The organism is Streptomyces sp. NPDC005496 (assembly GCF_042872045.1).
Lineage (GTDB): Bacteria > Actinomycetota > Actinomycetes > Streptomycetales > Streptomycetaceae > Streptomyces.
Genome location: NZ_JBIAJQ010000002.1, coordinates 55,832 through 73,051, shown reverse-complemented (window position 1 = coordinate 73,051; position 17,220 = coordinate 55,832). Strand labels below are relative to the sequence as shown.

17 protein-coding genes are annotated in these 17,220 nt (G+C 72.8%); 5 read left to right on the top strand and 12 right to left on the bottom strand.

What is annotated here, in order from left to right:
- Nucleotides 1-25 precede the first annotated feature (25 nt).
- Nucleotides 26-526, bottom strand: a complete 501-nt coding sequence (locus tag ACFYQQ_RS04940) for a tetratricopeptide repeat protein (protein ID WP_355784649.1) — start codon at nt 524-526, stop codon at nt 26-28.
- Nucleotides 527-970: 444 nt separating this feature from the next.
- On the opposite strand from ACFYQQ_RS04940, the gene ACFYQQ_RS04935 reads away from it, so the two are divergent.
- Nucleotides 971-1,438 carry a hypothetical protein gene (locus tag ACFYQQ_RS04935; RefSeq protein WP_356167387.1) on the top strand — a complete coding sequence of 156 codons (468 nt, stop codon included), beginning with the start codon at nt 971-973 and terminating at the stop codon, nt 1,436-1,438.
- A 115-nt stretch (nt 1,439-1,553) separates the two neighbouring features.
- Here ACFYQQ_RS04935 and ACFYQQ_RS04930 read toward each other — a convergent pair whose 3' ends face one another.
- The 8 genes from ACFYQQ_RS04930 to ACFYQQ_RS04895 all read right to left on the bottom strand — a co-directional run bounded on the left by ACFYQQ_RS04930 (nt 1,554) and on the right by ACFYQQ_RS04895 (nt 10,400).
- A complete protein-coding gene (locus tag ACFYQQ_RS04930; RefSeq protein WP_355793968.1) occupies nt 1,554-3,101 on the bottom strand; it encodes a DUF1996 domain-containing protein in 1,548 nt (515 codons plus the stop codon).
- Nucleotides 3,102-3,346: 245 nt separating this feature from the next.
- Nucleotides 3,347-4,000: a response regulator transcription factor gene (locus tag ACFYQQ_RS04925; RefSeq protein WP_355793969.1), complete on the bottom strand. Its 654-nt coding sequence runs from the start codon at nt 3,998-4,000 to the stop codon at nt 3,347-3,349.
- On the bottom strand, nt 3,985-5,265 hold the full coding sequence (locus ACFYQQ_RS04920; protein WP_356241904.1) for a sensor domain-containing protein: 1,281 nt from the start codon (nt 5,263-5,265) through the stop codon (nt 3,985-3,987). Before ACFYQQ_RS04920 ends, ACFYQQ_RS04925 begins: the two co-directional genes overlap by 16 nt.
- A gap of 81 nt (nt 5,266-5,346) precedes the next feature.
- The gene (locus ACFYQQ_RS04915; RefSeq protein WP_356167378.1) at nt 5,347-6,339 is read right to left on the bottom strand and encodes an SDR family oxidoreductase; all 993 of its coding nucleotides are present in this window, start codon (nt 6,337-6,339) and stop codon (nt 5,347-5,349) included.
- 64 nt (nt 6,340-6,403) lie between these two features.
- The gene (locus tag ACFYQQ_RS04910; RefSeq protein WP_355790062.1) at nt 6,404-6,985 is read right to left on the bottom strand and encodes a winged helix-turn-helix domain-containing protein; all 582 of its coding nucleotides are present in this window, start codon (nt 6,983-6,985) and stop codon (nt 6,404-6,406) included.
- 119 nt (nt 6,986-7,104) lie between these two features.
- Nucleotides 7,105-7,227, bottom strand: coding sequence for a hypothetical protein (locus ACFYQQ_RS04905; RefSeq protein ID WP_355729704.1), 123 nt, complete (start codon nt 7,225-7,227; stop codon nt 7,105-7,107).
- A gap of 149 nt (nt 7,228-7,376) precedes the next feature.
- A complete protein-coding gene (gene glnII, locus ACFYQQ_RS04900; protein WP_355790066.1) occupies nt 7,377-8,405 on the bottom strand; it encodes a glutamine synthetase in 1,029 nt (342 codons plus the stop codon).
- A 132-nt stretch (nt 8,406-8,537) separates the two neighbouring features.
- Nucleotides 8,538-10,400 carry a TIR domain-containing protein gene (locus ACFYQQ_RS04895; protein WP_355790069.1) on the bottom strand — a complete coding sequence of 621 codons (1,863 nt, stop codon included), beginning with the start codon at nt 10,398-10,400 and terminating at the stop codon, nt 8,538-8,540.
- A 233-nt stretch (nt 10,401-10,633) separates the two neighbouring features.
- Here ACFYQQ_RS04895 and ACFYQQ_RS04890 point away from each other — a divergent pair, with 233 nt between their 5' ends.
- Entirely contained in the window at nt 10,634-11,566 is a 933-nt protein-coding gene (locus ACFYQQ_RS04890; protein ID WP_388903474.1) for a Gfo/Idh/MocA family protein, read from the top strand.
- 386 nt (nt 11,567-11,952) lie between these two features.
- Here ACFYQQ_RS04890 and ACFYQQ_RS04885 read toward each other — a convergent pair whose 3' ends face one another.
- Together ACFYQQ_RS04885 and ACFYQQ_RS04880 are read right to left on the bottom strand one after the other, a co-directional pair.
- Nucleotides 11,953-12,627 (bottom strand): hypothetical protein, encoded by a 675-nt coding sequence (locus ACFYQQ_RS04885; RefSeq protein ID WP_356167366.1) that lies wholly within the window; start codon nt 12,625-12,627, stop codon nt 11,953-11,955.
- 119 nt (nt 12,628-12,746) lie between these two features.
- Entirely contained in the window at nt 12,747-13,106 is a 360-nt protein-coding gene (locus ACFYQQ_RS04880; protein WP_355793397.1) for an arsenate reductase family protein, read from the bottom strand.
- Between the two features lie 163 nt (nt 13,107-13,269).
- Here ACFYQQ_RS04880 and ACFYQQ_RS04875 point away from each other — a divergent pair, with 163 nt between their 5' ends.
- Nucleotides 13,270-13,578 carry a hypothetical protein gene (locus ACFYQQ_RS04875; protein WP_355793395.1) on the top strand — a complete coding sequence of 103 codons (309 nt, stop codon included), beginning with the start codon at nt 13,270-13,272 and terminating at the stop codon, nt 13,576-13,578.
- 131 nt (nt 13,579-13,709) lie between these two features.
- Here the strand turns inward: ACFYQQ_RS04875 and ACFYQQ_RS04870 are convergent, their stop codons facing one another.
- Nucleotides 13,710-14,903: a winged helix DNA-binding domain-containing protein gene (locus ACFYQQ_RS04870; RefSeq protein WP_388903470.1), complete on the bottom strand. Its 1,194-nt coding sequence runs from the start codon at nt 14,901-14,903 to the stop codon at nt 13,710-13,712.
- A gap of 252 nt (nt 14,904-15,155) precedes the next feature.
- On the opposite strand from ACFYQQ_RS04870, the gene ACFYQQ_RS04865 reads away from it, so the two are divergent.
- Nucleotides 15,156-16,496 (top strand): DUF2252 domain-containing protein, encoded by a 1,341-nt coding sequence (locus tag ACFYQQ_RS04865; RefSeq protein WP_356167357.1) that lies wholly within the window; start codon nt 15,156-15,158, stop codon nt 16,494-16,496.
- A 386-nt stretch (nt 16,497-16,882) separates the two neighbouring features.
- Nucleotides 16,883-17,194: a hypothetical protein gene (locus ACFYQQ_RS04860; protein WP_356167354.1), complete on the top strand. Its 312-nt coding sequence runs from the start codon at nt 16,883-16,885 to the stop codon at nt 17,192-17,194.
- Nucleotides 17,195-17,220: the final 26 nt, after the last annotated feature.

Sequence of the window (17,220 nt, the reverse complement as noted above, 5' to 3'; positions counted from 1 at the left end):
GGCCCGCGGGAAGCGGACCAGGGCTTTACGCTCCCGGTTCCACCAGCAGCCGGGCGTAGTTCGCCATGGACCGCTGATAGCGCGGCAGATGGGGGGCGAGGGCGCCGAGCACCAGGGCGAGACCCTCGCGTTCCCGGCCGAGGTCGGCGAGGCAGAGCGCCAGACAGGCGCGCACCGCGTCGTCCAACTCGTCGGAGGGGGCCACCAGTTCGGGGGTGAGGAGATTGACGCCCTCTTCCGCCTGCCCGATGTTCCGCAGCGAGCTGGCGAGTTGGATCTTCGTGCGCCGGGTCCGGTGGCTGTCGAGGCCGCCGGCCAGCGCCTCCTGGTACAGGGGGACCGCCCGGTCCGAGTGGCCCGTCGAGTCCCAGGCGCAGGCCCGCTCGAAGAGGCCGACGGGGCTGCCCTCCGGGAGTTCGGCGACGAGTTCGTCGATCACCGCGCGGAACTCGCCCGCCCGGTCCTGGTCGTAGTCGTCGAAGGTGGCCCAGGCCGCCGCCACGCGCTTGTCCCAGTCGTCGTTCATCCACTCACCCTCGCACAAGCGCCCCGGCGCGGACCATCGGGCACGTGATCTTCCGGCCGCCGGACCCGGGAATCCACCGTCCCGCCGCGCGCGTACGTGTCTCACGCACCTCCGTCGCCGGGTCCGGCGCCTTCCGTGGGCCCGTCGCCCGGACCGCCCGGCGCTTTCCGGACGGGGCCCGTTGAGCGCGGAGCGGCCGGGAGCCGTATCGAAGGCGGGGCCCCTGTGCCGGGGCTCCCTGCGGCGTGGGCCGGGACCGTCACCCCGAGGGCGGTCCCGAGGCCGGTGGCACCGGCCGCGCCCGGCACCGTGCGTCGCGACGGACTGTCCGTCCGCGTGCCTCCCGCCCCGGCGGGTGCGGCATGCTGACCGGACGGGCGTCCGTGCTCGACGGTGCGTACGGAGGCGACGGGTTCAGGTCGCCGCAAGGGACCGGAGGAACGTATGAGGGTGACGCGCGAGGGGCTCGCGGCCGGAGCGACCGGGGCCGTGGCGGCACTGCTGCTGCTCACCGGCTGCGGCGGGTCGGGCGGCGCCGGCGCCGAGGACGACAAGGTCCCGGCCACGGCCACCGGCAGCCTGGAGCACCTGGCCTCCGAGGCGAAGTGCGATCCGGACATCCAGACGGACGCGGACGAGATCCGCCAGGCCGTCTGCAAGAACACCGACGGCAAGTTCATCCTCGCCACCTTCGCCACCGACCGCGGCCAGCGCGAGTGGCTCAACGAGGCCAAGGACTACGGCGGTTCGTACCTCGTCGGCAGCAAGTGGGTCGCCGTGGGGGAGCCGGGGACGGTCACGGCGCTGCGCGGCCGGCTCGGCGGGACCATGGAGGAGGGGGCCTCTCACCACTCGGGCGGCAGTGGTGGCGGGGGGGACGAGACCGCGCACTCCGGTCACCACAGCGGCTGACCGCGCAGGTTCACGGGGCCCCGGGGAACACCCCCGGGCGAGGGGGAGAATCGCCGGAGGCCGGCGGTGGGAGGGGATCCCACCGCCGGCCTCTTGGGCGGACCGGCTCAGCCGGTCACTTGCACTTCCTGCCGGTGTTGATGCAGTTGACCATCTTGTTCATCAGCTTCTCGTCGAAGACGTTGATGAAGTCGTCGTGGTCGGTGCTCGGCTTGTGCAGCTGCTCGGGGAAGCCGTCCACCGCGTACGGGTTCTTGACCTGCCCGTTCTCGATGGTCGGCGCCGGCACGTCGTACACCAGACGCATCGTCAGCTGCGGGATCGCCTTGAAGCCGTTCGCGCAGTTGCCCTGGGCGTCGGCGAACGCGACGTGCGTACGGTGGTTGGCGCTGTCGACGTTCTGTCCGTCCCAGCAGCTCTGGAAGGAGAACGAGCGGACCACGTCGCTGCCCTCGGGGCAGATCGGGTACTGCTCGGTCAGCTGCACCTTGTTCTCGAAGCCGGTGCAGCTCCAGTGGGCGTTGGCGTTGGCGAGACCGTTGGTCGTGGTCTTCGCGTCACCGGTGATGATCCGCAGGAACTTCGGCATCGCGACGACCTTGCTCCGCGGGTTGCCCACGAACTTGATCGACGCCTGCTTGGTCTGCTGGATCTGGCCGACGTTGCCTTCCTTGCCACCGCCGTCGTTGTTCTGGTCGAAGTCCTGCGTACCGTTCTGGATACGCACCACCGGCCAGTAGTACGACGACTTGTCGCCCGGGTTCGCGCAGCTGGTCTGGGCCGCGGCGAACGTGTCGTTGTTGGCGAAGGCGTCGTTCGACTGGTTGCCGACGTAGTCGTGCAGGTGGTGGGCGCCGTTGGTGACACCGGGCGCCACGATCACGTTGTCGGTGTTGAACTTCTTGTTGGCGTTCACACCGCAGGAGCTGGTGAAGGTGCCGGCCGAGCCGCCGGAGCGGGTGCGGGGCTTGCGGGCCACGTTGGGCTGGACCTTCGTGATGTCCACGAAGTCGGCCGCCACCGGGCCGTTGCCCGCCTGGCCGCCGTTGCCGGCCTGCTCGCCGCCGCCCTGGTCCTGGCCGCCGTCGCCCTGGTCCTGACCGTCGCCGTTCTGGTCCTGGCCGCCGTCGGCCTGCCCGTCCCCGTTCTGGTCCTGGCCGTCGCCTGCCTGGCCGTCGGTGGTCTCCGGCGGGTCCGCCGGTACGCCCGTGCAGGGGGCGAGTCCGTCCAGCGAGCTCGGCGCGGTGCTGCCGACCCGCCTGAAGTCGATCTTGATCCGTTCGATCGTCGCGGTCCGCTTGTCCTTCAGCGGGCCGAGGATGGAGTTCTGGACGAAGTTGGCGTCCTTGGCCGCGGCGTCGCGCGAGGCGGCGAGCCGGGCGTATGCCTCGGTGATCTGCTTGTCGAGGGTCGCCAGCTCCCTGTCGACGCCGGACCGGGCCCGCCACGGAACCTTGGTCAACTGCTGACCGACGTCCGGGCACTTGATGGTTGCCACCTGAGCGGCGGCGGCCTTGGTGTCGTTCTGCGCCGAGTTCTCCTCATGCGCGGAAGCGTAGAAATTCGCCCAGACCAGCCCGCCACCACCGATCGCCAGAGCCGCCGATGCGGCTATGGCGCGGACGGCAAGCGGTGAACGGCGTTTTCGTGTGTTGCGTCCCATGGAACTCCTCTGACTTCCTTGCGGGGCAGCGAGGCGCCCGACAGGAGTGAAGCGGCTCCGTTCCATACGGGTGAGGCGGGTGGGGCGTTCAGGAACCCCGGAAGAACTTGGAAATCCCCGTGGCCGATTCCGGCACCATCCGCCCCAAACGCCGTCGAATCAAAGGGAGTTGATCTCCCCGAAGAGGTTTGAACCATGTTCAGTGGGGGCCGGGAGACGAGCCGGTGGCGTACCCGGACCGGGCCTCAGCGACCCCGGTCCAGGTACGCCAGCACCGCGAGGACGCGCCGGTTGTCGTCGTCCGAGACCTCCAGGCGCAGCTTGGCGAAGATGTTGGACGTGTGCTTGGCGATCGCCCGCTCCGTGACCACCAGCTGACCCGCGATCGCCGCGTTCGAGCGGCCTTGCGCCATCAGCTCCAGCACCTCCCGCTCGCGGGGCGTGAGCCGGCCGAGCGGCTGGTCGGTGGCGCTCCGCCGGGACAGCAACTGCTGGATGACCTGCGGGTCCATGGCGGTGCCGCCCGCCGCGACCCGTCGTACCGCGTCGATGAACTGCTCCGCGTCGAACACCCGGTCCTTGAGCAGATAGCCGACCCCGCCGGTGCCGTCGGCCAGCAACTCCCGTGCGTACAGCTGCTCCACGTGCTGGGAGAGGACCAGCACCGGCAGCCCCGGCCTCCTGCGGCGTGCCTCCAGGGCGCACTGCAGCCCCTCGTCGGTGTGCGAGGGCGGCAGGCGTACGTCGACCACGGCGATGTCCGGGTCCGACTCGGCGAGGGCCCGCTTGAGTTCGGGCCCGCTCTCCACGGCCGCGGCGATCTCGAAGTCGTAGGCCTCCAGCAGCCTCACCAGTCCGTCACGCAGCAGGAACAGGTCCTCGGCTAGGACAACACGCACGGGATCTCCATGGTCACCATCGTGGGACCGCCCGCGGGACTGCTGACGGCCAGGACGCCGTCGAATGTACCGAGCCGCCGCTCCACCCCGGTCAGCCCGGAACCGGCCCCGACCACCGCCCCGCCGCGGCCGTCGTCGGTCACGCCGATGCGCAGCACGCCCGCCGCGTGCCGGACGTCCACCCAGACCCGCCCGGCACCGGAGTGCTTGACCGCGTTGGTGAGCACCTCGCTCACCGCGAAGTACGCGGCGGACTCCACGGGGGCGTCCGGGCGGCCGTCCAGGTCGACCCCGACCTCCGCTTCGAGGGGCAGGCGCAGCGCCAACGCCCGTACGGCGTCGCCCAGTCCGCGCTCGGCCAGCACCGGCGGATGGATGCCCCGCACCAGGTCGCGCAGCTCCGTGAGCGCGTCCGCGGAGGATCTGCGGGCCTGCGCGAGGAGCTCCCGCGCCCTGGCCGGGTCCTTGTCGATCAGCGCCTCCACGGTCCCCAGGTCCATGCCCATCGCGACGAGCCGCGCCTGCGCGCCGTCGTGCAGGTCCCGCTCGATCCGGCGCAGCTCGGCCGCCGAGGAGTCCACCGCGTCCCGCCGGCTGTCCGTCAACACCCTTACCCGTTTCGCTAGTTCGACCTGACTCGGGGAGAGCACCGACCGGGCGAACAGGAAGTGGACCCGCAGCAGCGCGGGGCAGAGCCGGTACGCGGCGAGGAGGAGCACGGCGCCGAGGGCCCCGGCCGCGAGGGCGCTCGCCTGTCCGGAGACCGGCACGAAGCCGTACCACCAGCCGGTGTGCGTACCGTCCGTGAAGACCCGCCACAGCCCCAGCGCCAGCGCGAAGCCCTCCAGCGGGTAGAGCAGCAGCGCGGCCGGCAGCAGCGCGGTCGCGAACCCGGCCGTCATCCGGACCGGCAGCCACCGCAGGTCCCGCCAGGTCGCCGGGTCCCGGAGCATGCCGAAGCACCGCCCCCACGGGTTGGCGTCGGCCTGCAGCGGCCGGTACGCCGAGGGGATCCGCACCCCGCACCAGCGTCCGGCGAGCTCGCGCTCCCGGCCGGCGAACGCGCGGACGCCGGTCAGCACCCAGGGCGTGGTGACGATCCCGACGCCGACCGGCACCAGCGCCACCGACACGACCGTCAGCACGAACAGGACGGTCGCCGCGACGAACCCCGCCACGGCGAGGACCAGCCCCCGCGCCGCTGCCACGGCAACCTCACGTGCCCTCGCCCGGACGTCGTCACTTCCGGCCCGCCTCGTCTCCATGCGCCCAGTCTTCCGGAGCCCGGCCCACCGGTCACTGGGCCGGCCACCCCGTCCGGGGGTGTACCTGGGTGCACCCCCGGCTCACCCCCCGAGCAGCTTCGCCTCCACGGCGGGATCCAGGCCCACCACCGGCCGGTCGGACCGCTGCGGGGCGACACCCCCGAGCTGCACGAGCCAGCTCCACGTGTCGGCCACCGTCTCCTCGACGGGACGGGCCCGCAGCCCCGTCGCGAGCGCGCGGGACACGTCCGCCCCGTGCAGCGCGTCGTGCAGGTCGCTGCCCGGCGGCACCCACACGGGCAGCTGCGTCCAGGGCTCGACACCGGCCTCCAGGATCACCGCGGGGTCGGTCCACCGCAGCTCCGCGCGCCCCCCGGTGGCCCGCGCGCACGCGTCGAGGAGCCCGCCGGTCGTCGTGTGCCCGCCCGGTGCGACCAGGTTGTACGCCCCGCTCAGCCCCCGCTCCGCCGCCCCCACGATCCACTCGGCGAGGTCGCGGACGTCGACGTACTGGAGCGGCAGGTCACGCGGACCCGGCGCGAGCACCGGGCCCCCGCGCGCCATCCGGTTCAGCCACCACGGCAGCCGCCCGATGTTCTCGTACGGCCCGAGGATCAGCCCGCTGCGCACCAGCACCGAGCGCTCAGCGCCGAAGCTCTCCAGCACGGCCAGCTCGCCGCCCCGCTTGTCCCGGGCGTAGTCGCTCTGCTCCGCGCCCGCCGACGCGCCCGCCACGAGCGGGGCGTCCTCGGTGTACCCGGCGGGCGGTGCCCACGCGTACACCGAGCAGCTCGACACGTACACGTACCGCCCGGCCCGGCCGGCCAGCAGCCGCGCCGCGTCCCGCACCGCCCGCGGCGCCGCCGACCAGGTGTCGACGACGACGTCCCACTCGCCCTCCGCGAGTGCCGCGAGCCCGTCCCGGGCGGTGCGGTCGCCGTGCCGCGTCCGCACCCCCGAGGGAGCCTCCCCCCGGCCCCGGTGGAACACCGTCACGTCCCAGCCGGCCGCGAGCGCCGCCTCCACGACGGCGCGCCCCACGAACTCCGTACCGCCCAGCATCAGAAGCCTCATACCGGCGACTCTGCCCGACGGGGCGGCCGGCCGGAACGGGAATCTGCTGACAGGAGATCCCCGGTCAGCGCTCGGCCGGCGGGGCGTACTTGTACCCGACCCGCCGCACCGTCTGGATCGCCTCGCGGTGCTCCGCGCCGAGCTTGCGCCGCAGCCGGGCGATGTGGACGTCGACGGTACGGCCGTCGCCCACGTGGCCGTAGCCCCACACCGTGGTGACCAACTGGTCGCGGGTGTGCACCCGGTGCGGGTGCGCGACAAGATGGGCGAGCAGCTCGAACTCCAGGTACGTCAGGTCGAGGGTCCGCCCGTCGACCCGCGCGGTGCGCTGCACGGAGTCGACGCGGACGAGGGGCTGGGCGCCGTCGTCGCCGAGGACCTCCGGCTCGGGCGCGTCCGGCACGGCGACCGGCAGCAACGGCTGCTGGTCGGCCGGGACGAGGACCAGGTAGCCGACCATCGGCGGGCGGCCCGGCAGCGTCGGCAGGGTGTGCGGGGGAGCGGGCAGCCAGGTGGCGCCCGGCGGCAGGAAGTCGGCGACGTCGACCACCTCGTCCCGGTCGACGGCGCGCAGCCGGTGGCGTGCGCTGCCCGGGGAGGTGGCGGTGAGGGTGCCGGCGGTGGAGAAGGAACGGGTGTTCGCCATGAGAGGTCAGCTCTTTCGCGCGAGGAGTCGTCGTGTGGCGGCGACGGCGGCGAGTTCTTGGTCGCGGCTGTCGTCGGACGTACGTCGTGCGCGCTGGCCGAAGGCCGGGGTGTACGGCTTTAGAGGGCCCGCGCGTTCATCGCGCGGCAACACACCCGGTCGAAGTCGTGGTGCTGACGGGACGGCCAGAACGGCTCCAGGTCGTGGCGACCCGTCGCGGTGTCCTTCTGGAAGCTGGCCATGGCCCCATTGAAGCAGATGAGCCCGGTCCGGAGCAGATCCCGTACGGACCTTCTCGGCACGTGATACGGACCTTGGCGCGATACGGCCCCTCCCGCGCGGAAGGGGCGCCCGCCGGACCTGCGGGCGCCCCTTCACGGGAAGCGGGGGATCAGACCTGGCCGGCCTTCTCCAGGGCGGAGCAGCAGGTGTCGACGAGCAGGCGCGTCACCACGTACGGGTCGACGTTCGCGTTCGGACGCCGGTCCTCGATGTAGCCCTTGCCGTCCTTCTCGACCTGCCACGGGATACGGACCGAGGCACCGCGGTTGGAGACGCCGTAGCTGTACTCGTTCCACGGGGCGGTCTCGTGCAGACCCGTCAGGCGGTCGTCGATGCCGGCGCCGTAGTTCTTCACGTGGTCGAGCGGCTTCGAGCCCTCGCCCAGCGACTCGCACGCGATGATGATCGCGTCGTAGCCCTCGCGCATCGCCTTGGTGGAGAAGTTGGTGTGCGCGCCCGCGCCGTTCCAGTCGCCCTTCACCGGCTTGGGGTCCAGCGTCGCGGAGACGCCGAAGTCCTCGGCGGTGCGGTAGAGCAGCCAGCGCGCCACCCACAGCTGGTCGGAGACCTCCAGCGGCGCCAGCGGGCCGACCTGGAACTCCCACTGGCCGGGCATGACCTCGGCGTTGATGCCGGAGATGCCGAGGCCCGCCTTGAGGCAGTTGTCCAGGTGCGCCTCGACGACGTCACGGCCGAAGATCTCGTCCGAGCCGACACCGCAGTAGTAGCCGCCCTGCGCGGCCGGGAACCCGCCCTCGGGGAAGCCGAGCGGGCGCGCGCCCTTGAAGAAGGTGTACTCCTGCTCGATGCCGAAGATCGGCTCCTGCGCGGCGAACTTCTCCGCCACCTCGGCCAGCGCGGCGCGGGTGTTGGACTCGTGCGGCGTCATGTCGATGTTGAGGACCTCGCACATGACGAGGACGTCGTCGCCGCCGCGGATCGGGTCCGGGTACGTGGCGACCGGCTTGAGTACGCGGTCCGAGGCGTGGCCCTCCGCCTGGTTGGTGCTCGACCCGTCGAATCCCCAGATCGGCAGCTCGGCCCCCTTCTCGGAGTCCGCCAGTATCTTCGTCTTCGAACGGAGCTTGGCCGTCGGCTCGGTGCCGTCGATCCAGATGTACTCAGCCTTGAAGGTCACGGGGCCTCATCCTTTGCGGTGCAGCGGTATGCCGCGCAGCTTCGCAATACGTGATTTCCCGGCCGTTGCCCGAGTGTGAACCCCACGTTACGCCGGACCGGTGGCCCGGTCCGGCGGCGGGTGAGGGTCCGTTCAGCCCCGGGCGGCGAAGACCCGGTGCAGTTCCAGAATCCGGCCGCGGGTCTCCGCGCGGTCGCCGAGCAGGAGTTTGTCGTTCCATTTCCACAGCAGTTCACCGGTCGCGTCGGCGATCATCCGGCGGAAGTACTGACTCGTCGACACGTCGGTCGCGGCGAAATGGTGCGCGCCCTCCTGGTCGATCAGCAGAAGGTATTCCTGCCGCGCTTCGTTGGCCTCCGGCAAATCGGACAGGGATCCGATTCGCCGACATGAGAATCGGTCACGGAAGTTCCCGGTGACGGACTGCTCCAGGGGTAGGACGTGCAGATGGGCGTGGTCGATTCCGCAGGCGGAACTCGTATTCGGGTCGCACATTCCGTGCTCGAATGCGACGACGTCCGACGCGTAGCCGTCGCGAAGGACCGACGTGACCCTCCGGCGCAGCACGTCGAGGGTCTCCAGCGAGGCCGCCGGCAGGGCCGACATCGACAGGACGTGTTCGTCCGGGACGATGAGCACATGTCCCCGGGTCAGCGGGGCGACATCGGCGACGACCACGAACCCGTCGCCCTGGGCCAGCAGCTCGCACGACAGCTCGTCCCGGCCGAACAGGCCGCGGAAGGGCGTGGCTTCGGCGTCGTCCAGCACGTCGCACAACAGGCACTGCGAGGTGGTCTCCGGCTCCGGCTCCAGTGCACCGGGGATGCCCAGGGGCTGGATCGTCTCGACCGCCTGCGGGTGGCGGCCGGTGCCAGGAGAGAACTTCACGGCGGTGTGCATGATGATCCCGTTTTCTTCGAGCAATGAGTCGAGCGCCTCGTTGCGACCGTCGTGTTCGGCGAGCGCAACGATATGTCGGGCATTGATGCCTGCGGACCGGAGGGCGGTCATGCAATCGACCAGATGATGGCCACTCAGTGCCACATCGTGCAACAGGACGGCGCGATCGCCCTTCTCGTAAAAACCCTCGACAGGGTTGTCGCGGTTGGGTCCGTACGGGCTCACATAGACCGCAGGGAAGGGTAGCAAGTCGGCCGCGGCACCCAAAATTCCGGTGGCCGCCACCTTGGAAACGGCGAGGAGTGTCGGCCGCATTGCCTTTCGGTTGACGAGTTCGGCCACATGATAGGCGAGATGGCCTGCCAGAACCCGCTGGTCAAGAGATTCCGGAGTGACGCGTGTCAGGTCGAGATAGCCCGCGACCGGCGTTTTCACCGTGTGCCCGACCCGCTCCTCGTGCCCGTAGGTCAGGGCGTATCTCCGCAGTATGTCGAGGACCTGCGCCTCGGGCAGTCTGGGGAAGGCACGCGAGTCCAGCTGGTCGCACAGCACCCGTGCCTTGAGCCGTATCCGGTCCCGCGGTTTCGCCTGCGGGGCGAGACGGGTGAGCAGACCCGCGATCCGCGCCCCGTTGCTGCTCACCGCGTCCAGAGTGCGCAGCCACGGCACGATCTTCGGCTCGATCTCCACCGACTCGTACACCGAGGGGTCCTGGTACGCGGCGGGCGAGCCCAGCCGCAGATGGACGACTCCGCCCAGGTCCGACGGCAGATCGGGATCGCCGACGGTCACGATGGCCACCCGTGACTGGCCCAGCCGCCCGGTGAACAGGCCGTACTCCAGAAGGACGTTGCTCGCGGGGGCGTACGTCGTCGCCCCGCGCCGCGTGGTCCGGTCGTCCGGCGTGGCGATGATCAGCGCCCCGTCCGCCTCGTTGAGCAGCCGCAGCAGCGAGTCGAGCAGCGTCATCCCGGGCGGAAAGCACTGCTGGCTCCACCACAGCAGCGGTTCCACCCCTTGCCGTGCCAGTACGGCCGCCGCGGCCTGCGCGAACGGCCGGCCCTCCGTCGAGGAAGCTATGAACACGCGCGTCATGCGGTCTGCTCCTACCGCTCACCTGCCGCGGGCGCCGCCCAGCCGCGCCGCCCCCCGTGGTGCCCGGATTTTAGCCTCCGGCCATCCGCCCGACCCCGTGTCCGAGCAGGCGGGTGCGGGTCTGTCGCGCCGGCGGACGGGGCTCGCGCTCTTTCGTATACGAGAAGCGCCCGGTGCGGGAGCGCGCCGGAGGGCGGCGTGCGGGCAGCCGGACGCCGGGCACACTGTCCCGCATGACGACCCCCTCGAATCAGCTGCGTATCGGACTCTTCGGCGCCGGCCCATGGGCCGAGCGCACCCAGGCACCCGCCATCGCCGCGCATGCCGGCGTGGAGTTCGCCGGAGTGTGGGCCAGGCGGCCCGAGGCCGCGAAGGCACTGGCCGAGGCGCACGGCACGACCGCTCACACCGGCGAAGCGGGTGCCGACGAACTGCTCGCCTCCTGCGACGTCGCGGCCTTCGCCCTGCCGCCGGACGTCCAGGCACCGCTCGCCGCGCGGGCCGCCGCGGCCGGCTGCCACCTTCTCCTGGACAAGCCGGTGGCGACGGACGTGGCCGCCGCCCGGGACACGGCCGGAGCCGCCGCGCGGGCCGGGGTCGCGTCCGTGGTGTTCTGCACGCTGCGCTTCGCCGCCGGAACCGCCGCCTGGATCGACGACCGGGCGGCGGAGGGCGGTTGGTACACCGCCCATGTGCGCTGGCTCGGTTCGCTGTTCGCGGACGGCAGCGACAGCCCGTACGCAGCGTCGCCCTGGCGGCGGGAGAAGGGCGGTCTGTGGGACGTAGGTCCCCACGCGCTGTCCCTGCTCCTCCCGGTGCTCGGCGAGGTGACCGGGGTGACCGCGGCACGTGGACCCCGGGACACCGCGCATCTGGTCCTGCGGCACGCGTCCGGTGCGTCGAGCACGGCGACCCTCGGGCTGAGCGCGCCGCCGGGGGCCGCCGGGGTGAGCGTTGATCTCGTGGGCGAGCACGGACCGGCCGCCCTGCCGGACTGGGGGGACGCGATCGGCTCGTTTCACGCGGCGCTGGACGCGCTGGTGGAGTCGGTGCGCACCGGACGGCCGCACGCGTGCGACCTGGCGTTCGGGGTGCGGATGACCGAGATCCTCGCCGAGGCCGAGGCGCAACTGGCCCTCCGCCAGGGCGAGTCACCCCTCAGGTGAGAGACCGGTGAGCGGCGGGCAGGGCGGTCCGTTGCCCTTGGGGGCGAGCCGCGGACCGCGTCGAGGGGGCCGGCGAGACGGCTCCGGCCTAGGGTCTGTCGTTTGGATCAGGTCGGCCGTGACGGACGGTTCGTCCCGGTCGGCCAGACCCCGCGACACCGGCCTGATCCAAACGACAGGCCCTAGCCCGCCCGCCCGGCGCCGCGTTGGGAGGAGGGCGGCCTGCGGCTGTCCGGCGCCGGCGCTCCGGCGGCCTTCCGCCGGTCCGCTTCCGTACGACGGGCGATGCCCACCGCACGGAAGCGGACCGGCTCCGGTGACCCCGGCGCCCGCTTGCGTGCACGGCCCCGCGGAAGGGCCACGGCACCGCAGCGGACTCCGCGGGGTCAGCCCACGCGTTCGATGCGGGCCTTGCGGATCAGGAACTTGCCGGGCTCCCTGACCTGCTCGAACGCCGCGTTGTTCAGCAGGACGCAGCTGCCCGAGACCGAGGTGACCTCCACGGTCGTGGACTTGTTGTTGTCCAGGTTGGTCACCCGGAGCTTCGTCCCGGCGGGGAACTGGTTGCTGGACGCGGCCGGTGCGCCGTTCTCCCCGGAGAGCGTGACGGTCGAACCGGCGCAGACCTGCTCACCGGCGGCGGCGCCCCCGCCCCCGGTGCCGGCCTCGTCGCCGGGGGCCGCCGCGCCGGGCGCGGCCTCCCCGGGAGCCGTCTCGGCGGGGGCGGTGGTGGCCGGCGCGGTGGCCTGGGAGTCCTGAGCCGACTCCCCGACCTCGCAGCCGGACGCCTTCTGCTGGCGCCCGATCTCCTTGATGACGGCCTCGCGGTTGGCGATGCGGGCCTCCGACTGGGCGTCGGGGGCGGCCCGTTGGGCGTCGATGAACCGCTGGTTGTTGCCGACCGCCGTGGCCAGCCCCTGGCAGACCGTCGAGTTCGCGTTCTGGACGGGCGCCGCGTTCGACGTGGCCGCCAGGGCGAAGGCCCCGCCTCCGGCCACGGCGGCGGCACCGGCCAGCAGGGCGAGCTTCTTCGGGGTGCTGAGCGTTCTCCTACGCGACATGCGCGCCTCCTGGGTCCGGGGGAACGTACGCCGCTAGGTACGAGATATCGAACGAGGTCACTCAACGGTCACGGAGACCGCCGGAGTGACGTGGGCCACAGAGGCGGGCGCCGGGGCGGTCAGCGGGACAGGGCGTCGCGTACCGCCTCCTCCGTACGGGCCACCACCGCGGTCCCGTCGTCCGCCGTGATGATGGGCCGCTGGATCAGCTTCGGGTGCTCGGACAGCGCCGTGATCCAGCGGTCCCGCGAACCGGCGTCCCGCGCCCACTCCTTGAGCCCGAGCTCCTTGGCGGCGGGCTCCTGGGTGCGGGTGATGTCCCACGGTTCGAGCCCCAGCCGCTCCAGCACGTCCCTGATCTCGTCCTCGGTCGGCACGTCCTCCAGGTAGCGGCGCACGGTGTAGTCGGCGCCCTCCGCGTCGAGCAGGCCGATGGCGCCGCGGCACTTCGAACAGGCCGGGTTGATCCAGATCTCCATGCTCACACGGTACCCGGAACACCCCCTCCCACCTGCGTCACACCCCAGGTCAAAGCCCTTGTGGCCAGCGGCTTTTGTCAGTGCCGGGCGGTAGAATAGAAGCAGTGTTCGAGGGTGCCGCCGGACGTTCCGGCGAGGCCCTGACCGCGACAGGAGGATGCCCGTGCCCGCTGCCGCACTGAAGCCGAAGCCCACCCAGTCCACCGCCCGCAGGGCGGTCCCGCTCGACCTGCCGTACGAGCCCGTGGAGAAGCGTCCGCTCCCGCCGGGACGCCCCCGCGACTGGTACGTCACGCACAACCGCCGGCTCAAGGCGATGCGCCTGGCGATCGCCCTGCTCGACTCCGGCGTCTACCTGGCCGACCACGCCCGCAACGAGACGATCCACAGCGCCGCCGCGCTCATCGGCGTCCACCCGCCGTCCGACACCACGTGCCACATGGTCAGGGCGCTGATGAGGTACGCCCGCTGACGCACCGGGGCTCCGCCCGCCCGCGAGGAGCGCGGCCCGGACGGAGCCCCACCAGCGACCGGAGCCGGTGGCGAGGACCTGGGGCCTGTCGTCTGGATCAGGCCGACCCGAGCGGGGTCTGGCACGCACACCTACCCCGCCGTCAACTCCCGCTCCAGCGGCGTCCGGAAGCGGGGCGTGACCCGGACCCCGCCCACCCACGCGGACAGCCGCGCGGCCTCGGCGGCGACGGCCTCACGGCCCTCCCGGCCCAGCCCCGCCGCGTCCAGCACCCGCCACACCACCTCCCCGTCGGGCCGCTGCGCCCAGCCCCCCACCACCTGCCCGTTCCACCACACCGTCGGGCCCACGTTCCCGCTCCGGTCGAAGAGGGCGGGCCGCAGGTCCGGAGCCAGGAACCAGTCCCTGTCCCGCCATCCCATGGCGGTCGGGTCGAGACCGGGCAGCAGCGCGGCCCAGGGCTCCGCGGGTCCGGTCACCGGCCCGGCGTCACCGTCCGCGACGTACCCCGTCACCCCGCCGTCGAGCGACACGGCCGCCGCGCCCGCCGCCGCCAGCGCCCGGCGCACGTCGGTGACCTTCCACCCCGTCCACCACTTCAGGTCCTCCTCCGTGGCCGGACCGCACGCGGCCAGCCAGCGCCGCATCAGGTCCGACTGGGCCTTCGCCGGCGCCAGTTCGGGATGCGGCGGTGCGACGGCCCACCGGAACCGGGTCGACGTCCACGTGCCCAACGGCCGCCCGCGCACGACCCGCCCCTCGACCCCGAGGACCCGCATCAGCCGGGACGACACGGTCTGCTCGCTCTCGTAGCCGCGCCCCGCGCCGTAGGTGAACCGCTCCCTCAACCGCGGCTCGTCGGCCACGAGTTCGTCCACCGTGGCCTCCCCGCGCCGGGCCAGCGCGGCGAGCGTGGCGGCCTCCACCTCGGCCAGCCACTCCTCCGTCAGCCGTCCCCCGCTGCCCTCCGCCAGCTGATCGAGCAGCCCGGCCCGCGCCTTCGCGGCGACGGCGAGACCCGTCGAGGCGTGCACCACGGCCGTCAGCGCGGCGGGGAACACGAACACCGTGTGCCGCATCCCGTGCATCCGCACCAGCGTGCGGTCCTCGTACAGCGCCCGCTCCAGCCCGGCCACGGTCTTCCCGGGTTCGGCCAGCCGCGCGCCCACCGCCAGGTACACCGTCGCCGGATCGGTCCCGTGCAGGGCGACCAGCGAGTCCGCCACCTCTTCGGGGCCCGCCGCGCGCGCCGGACCCGCCAACCGGTGCCGCAGCGCCAGCCTGGCCCGCCGCTCCGCCACCCCGATGTGCCGCCGCGCTCCCACGTCGCCTCCACCTCTCCGGCCGCCCGTGCGCCGGAATCCCGGCACTTCCCCCCATCCTCCCGAACACCCGGCCGCCCCGGGGCACGTCACCCGAATGCCGTACCCGGCATGCGTGCCCACCGCCCGGCGGACTTCACTGGGGCGACCGGGGAGAGCAGGGACCGCAGGCGCGGGGAAAGGCGGGACGGCGATGGGCAGTCAGGGTGGACGAAGGCTCGTCGCGACGGCCGCCGCGGCCGCGCACCCCCGCTCATGACCACGCCGGCCGACCGCGCCCAGAAGGGCAGAGCGGTCCGCAAGATCCTCCCCCGCTCCGCGCACGGCGAATGGCTCGCCGCCCTCGACCGCCCCGACCCCGTCGCCGTACTGGAACGCCAGGGCAGGGACCGGCTCCAGGAACTCCTCCCGGTCAGATACGGCAGGATGACCGCCTCGCCCTTCGCGTTCCTGCGCGGCGGGGCCGCCGTGATGGCCGCCGACCTCGCGGCCCGCCCCCACACGGGACTCACCGTGCAGCTCTGCGGCGACGCCCACCTGCTCAACTTCGGTCTCTTCGCCTCCCCGGAACACGCCCTGCTCTTCGACCTCAACGACTTCGACGAGACGTTCCCCGGGCCCTTCGAATGGGACGTCAAACGGCTGGCCGCCAGCATCGCCGTGGCCGCCCGCGAGAACGGGCACAGCGAGGCACGGGCCCGCCGCGCGGCGCGCGCCTCGGCCGCCGAGTACCGCCACGCCATGCGCGGGCTGGCCCGTCGGGGCGAGCTGTCCGTCTGGTACGAGCGCATCGACGCCGACCGGCTGCTCCCGCTGGTCCGCTCCGCCCACCACCGCAAACGCCTGGAGTCCACCCTCTCGCGGGCCCGCCGCCGCACCAGCCTCCAGGCGCTCGGCCGGCTCACCGAGACCGCCGAGGGCCGGCTCCGTATCGTCCAGGACCCGCCCCTGCTGGAGACTGCGGGACCGTCCGACATGGGCGCCCTGCGGAAGATCTTCAGCGACTACCGCTCCACGCTCTCCGAGGAACGCCGGCTGCTCCTGGACCGCTACCGCTTCATGGACGCCGCCCGCAAGGTCGTCGGCGTCGGCAGCGTGGGCGTCCGCTGCTTCGTCGTGCTGCTCGCCGGCCGGGACGAGGACGACCCGCTGCTCCTGCAGCTCAAGGAGGCCGGCCGGTCCGTGCTGGAGGAGCACCTGCCCACCGGCCCCTACGACCATCCCGGCCACCGCGTTGTCGCCGGCCAGCGGCTGCTGCAGGCCACCGGCGACATCTTCCTCGGCTGGATGACGGGACCCCAGGGACGGCCGTACTACTGGCGGCGGCTACGCGACATGAAGGGCTCCCCGGACGTCGCCGGCATGAGCCCGGACGAGCTCCACGACTACGCCCGTCTGTGCGGCGCGGCCCTCGCCCGTGCCCACGCCCGCTCCGGCGACCGCGTCGCCATAGCCGGCTACCTCGGCGGCGCCGACGCCTTCGAACGCGCCGTGGCGGACTTCGCCCTCCACTACGCTGACCAGAACGCCCTGGACCACGGGACGCTGTGCGCCGCCGTGGCCGCGGGCGTGGTCAGAGCGGCCCCCGGCGTCTGACCCGCCGGCCCCCGCCTCCTGCCCGCGCGTGCCGGGCACGGCACCCGCCTCCGACGCCGCGGGGTTCGCGCCGGCCCGCCACCGTGAGATGAGCGGGGCCCGGGCGCCGGCCGAGGTGGCCCGCGACGCGGTGGACGGCGGACCGGAGCTGGGGCCGGACCGAAGCCGGACCGACGGGCCCGCCGGAAATAGGGATGCACGCGGAGAGACCGGCTCCCTACGCTGGGGATGCGTTCCGGAGCCGTCGCGCACCGCTTCCCGCCGGACAGGCATCAGCCGGCGGTCCCGGGACTAGTCTCTACGCACCGACGCCGGCCGCCCACCCCAGCGCCCGCGTCGGAGCACTTGTCGAGATCCCGTTACCCACGCCCCCAAGGAGTCCCGTCATGGGCACCTTGATCCTTTCGGCGACCGCGGTCCTGGTCGTCCTAGGCTTCTCCCACCACGGCCTCTGGCTGGCCGCGGTCGCCGTGCTCTTCCTCCACGTCCGCTACGGACGCGCAGCCACTGGCGCGCCCACCGCGTCCTCGACCGGCGCGCCGGCCGCTCCCGGCGCCTCGGGAGGGTCCGCCGCCCGCCCGGACTCCAGCTACCGCGCCTACCGGGCCCGCCGTGACCGGCAGGCCCGCTGGGAGCGCCGCTACCGCCGCGAGCGCCCGCTGGAGGCGCGCCGCCAGGAGCGTCAGAAGGGCCGCTGAGACGGCCCGCCGTACGACTGAGCCCC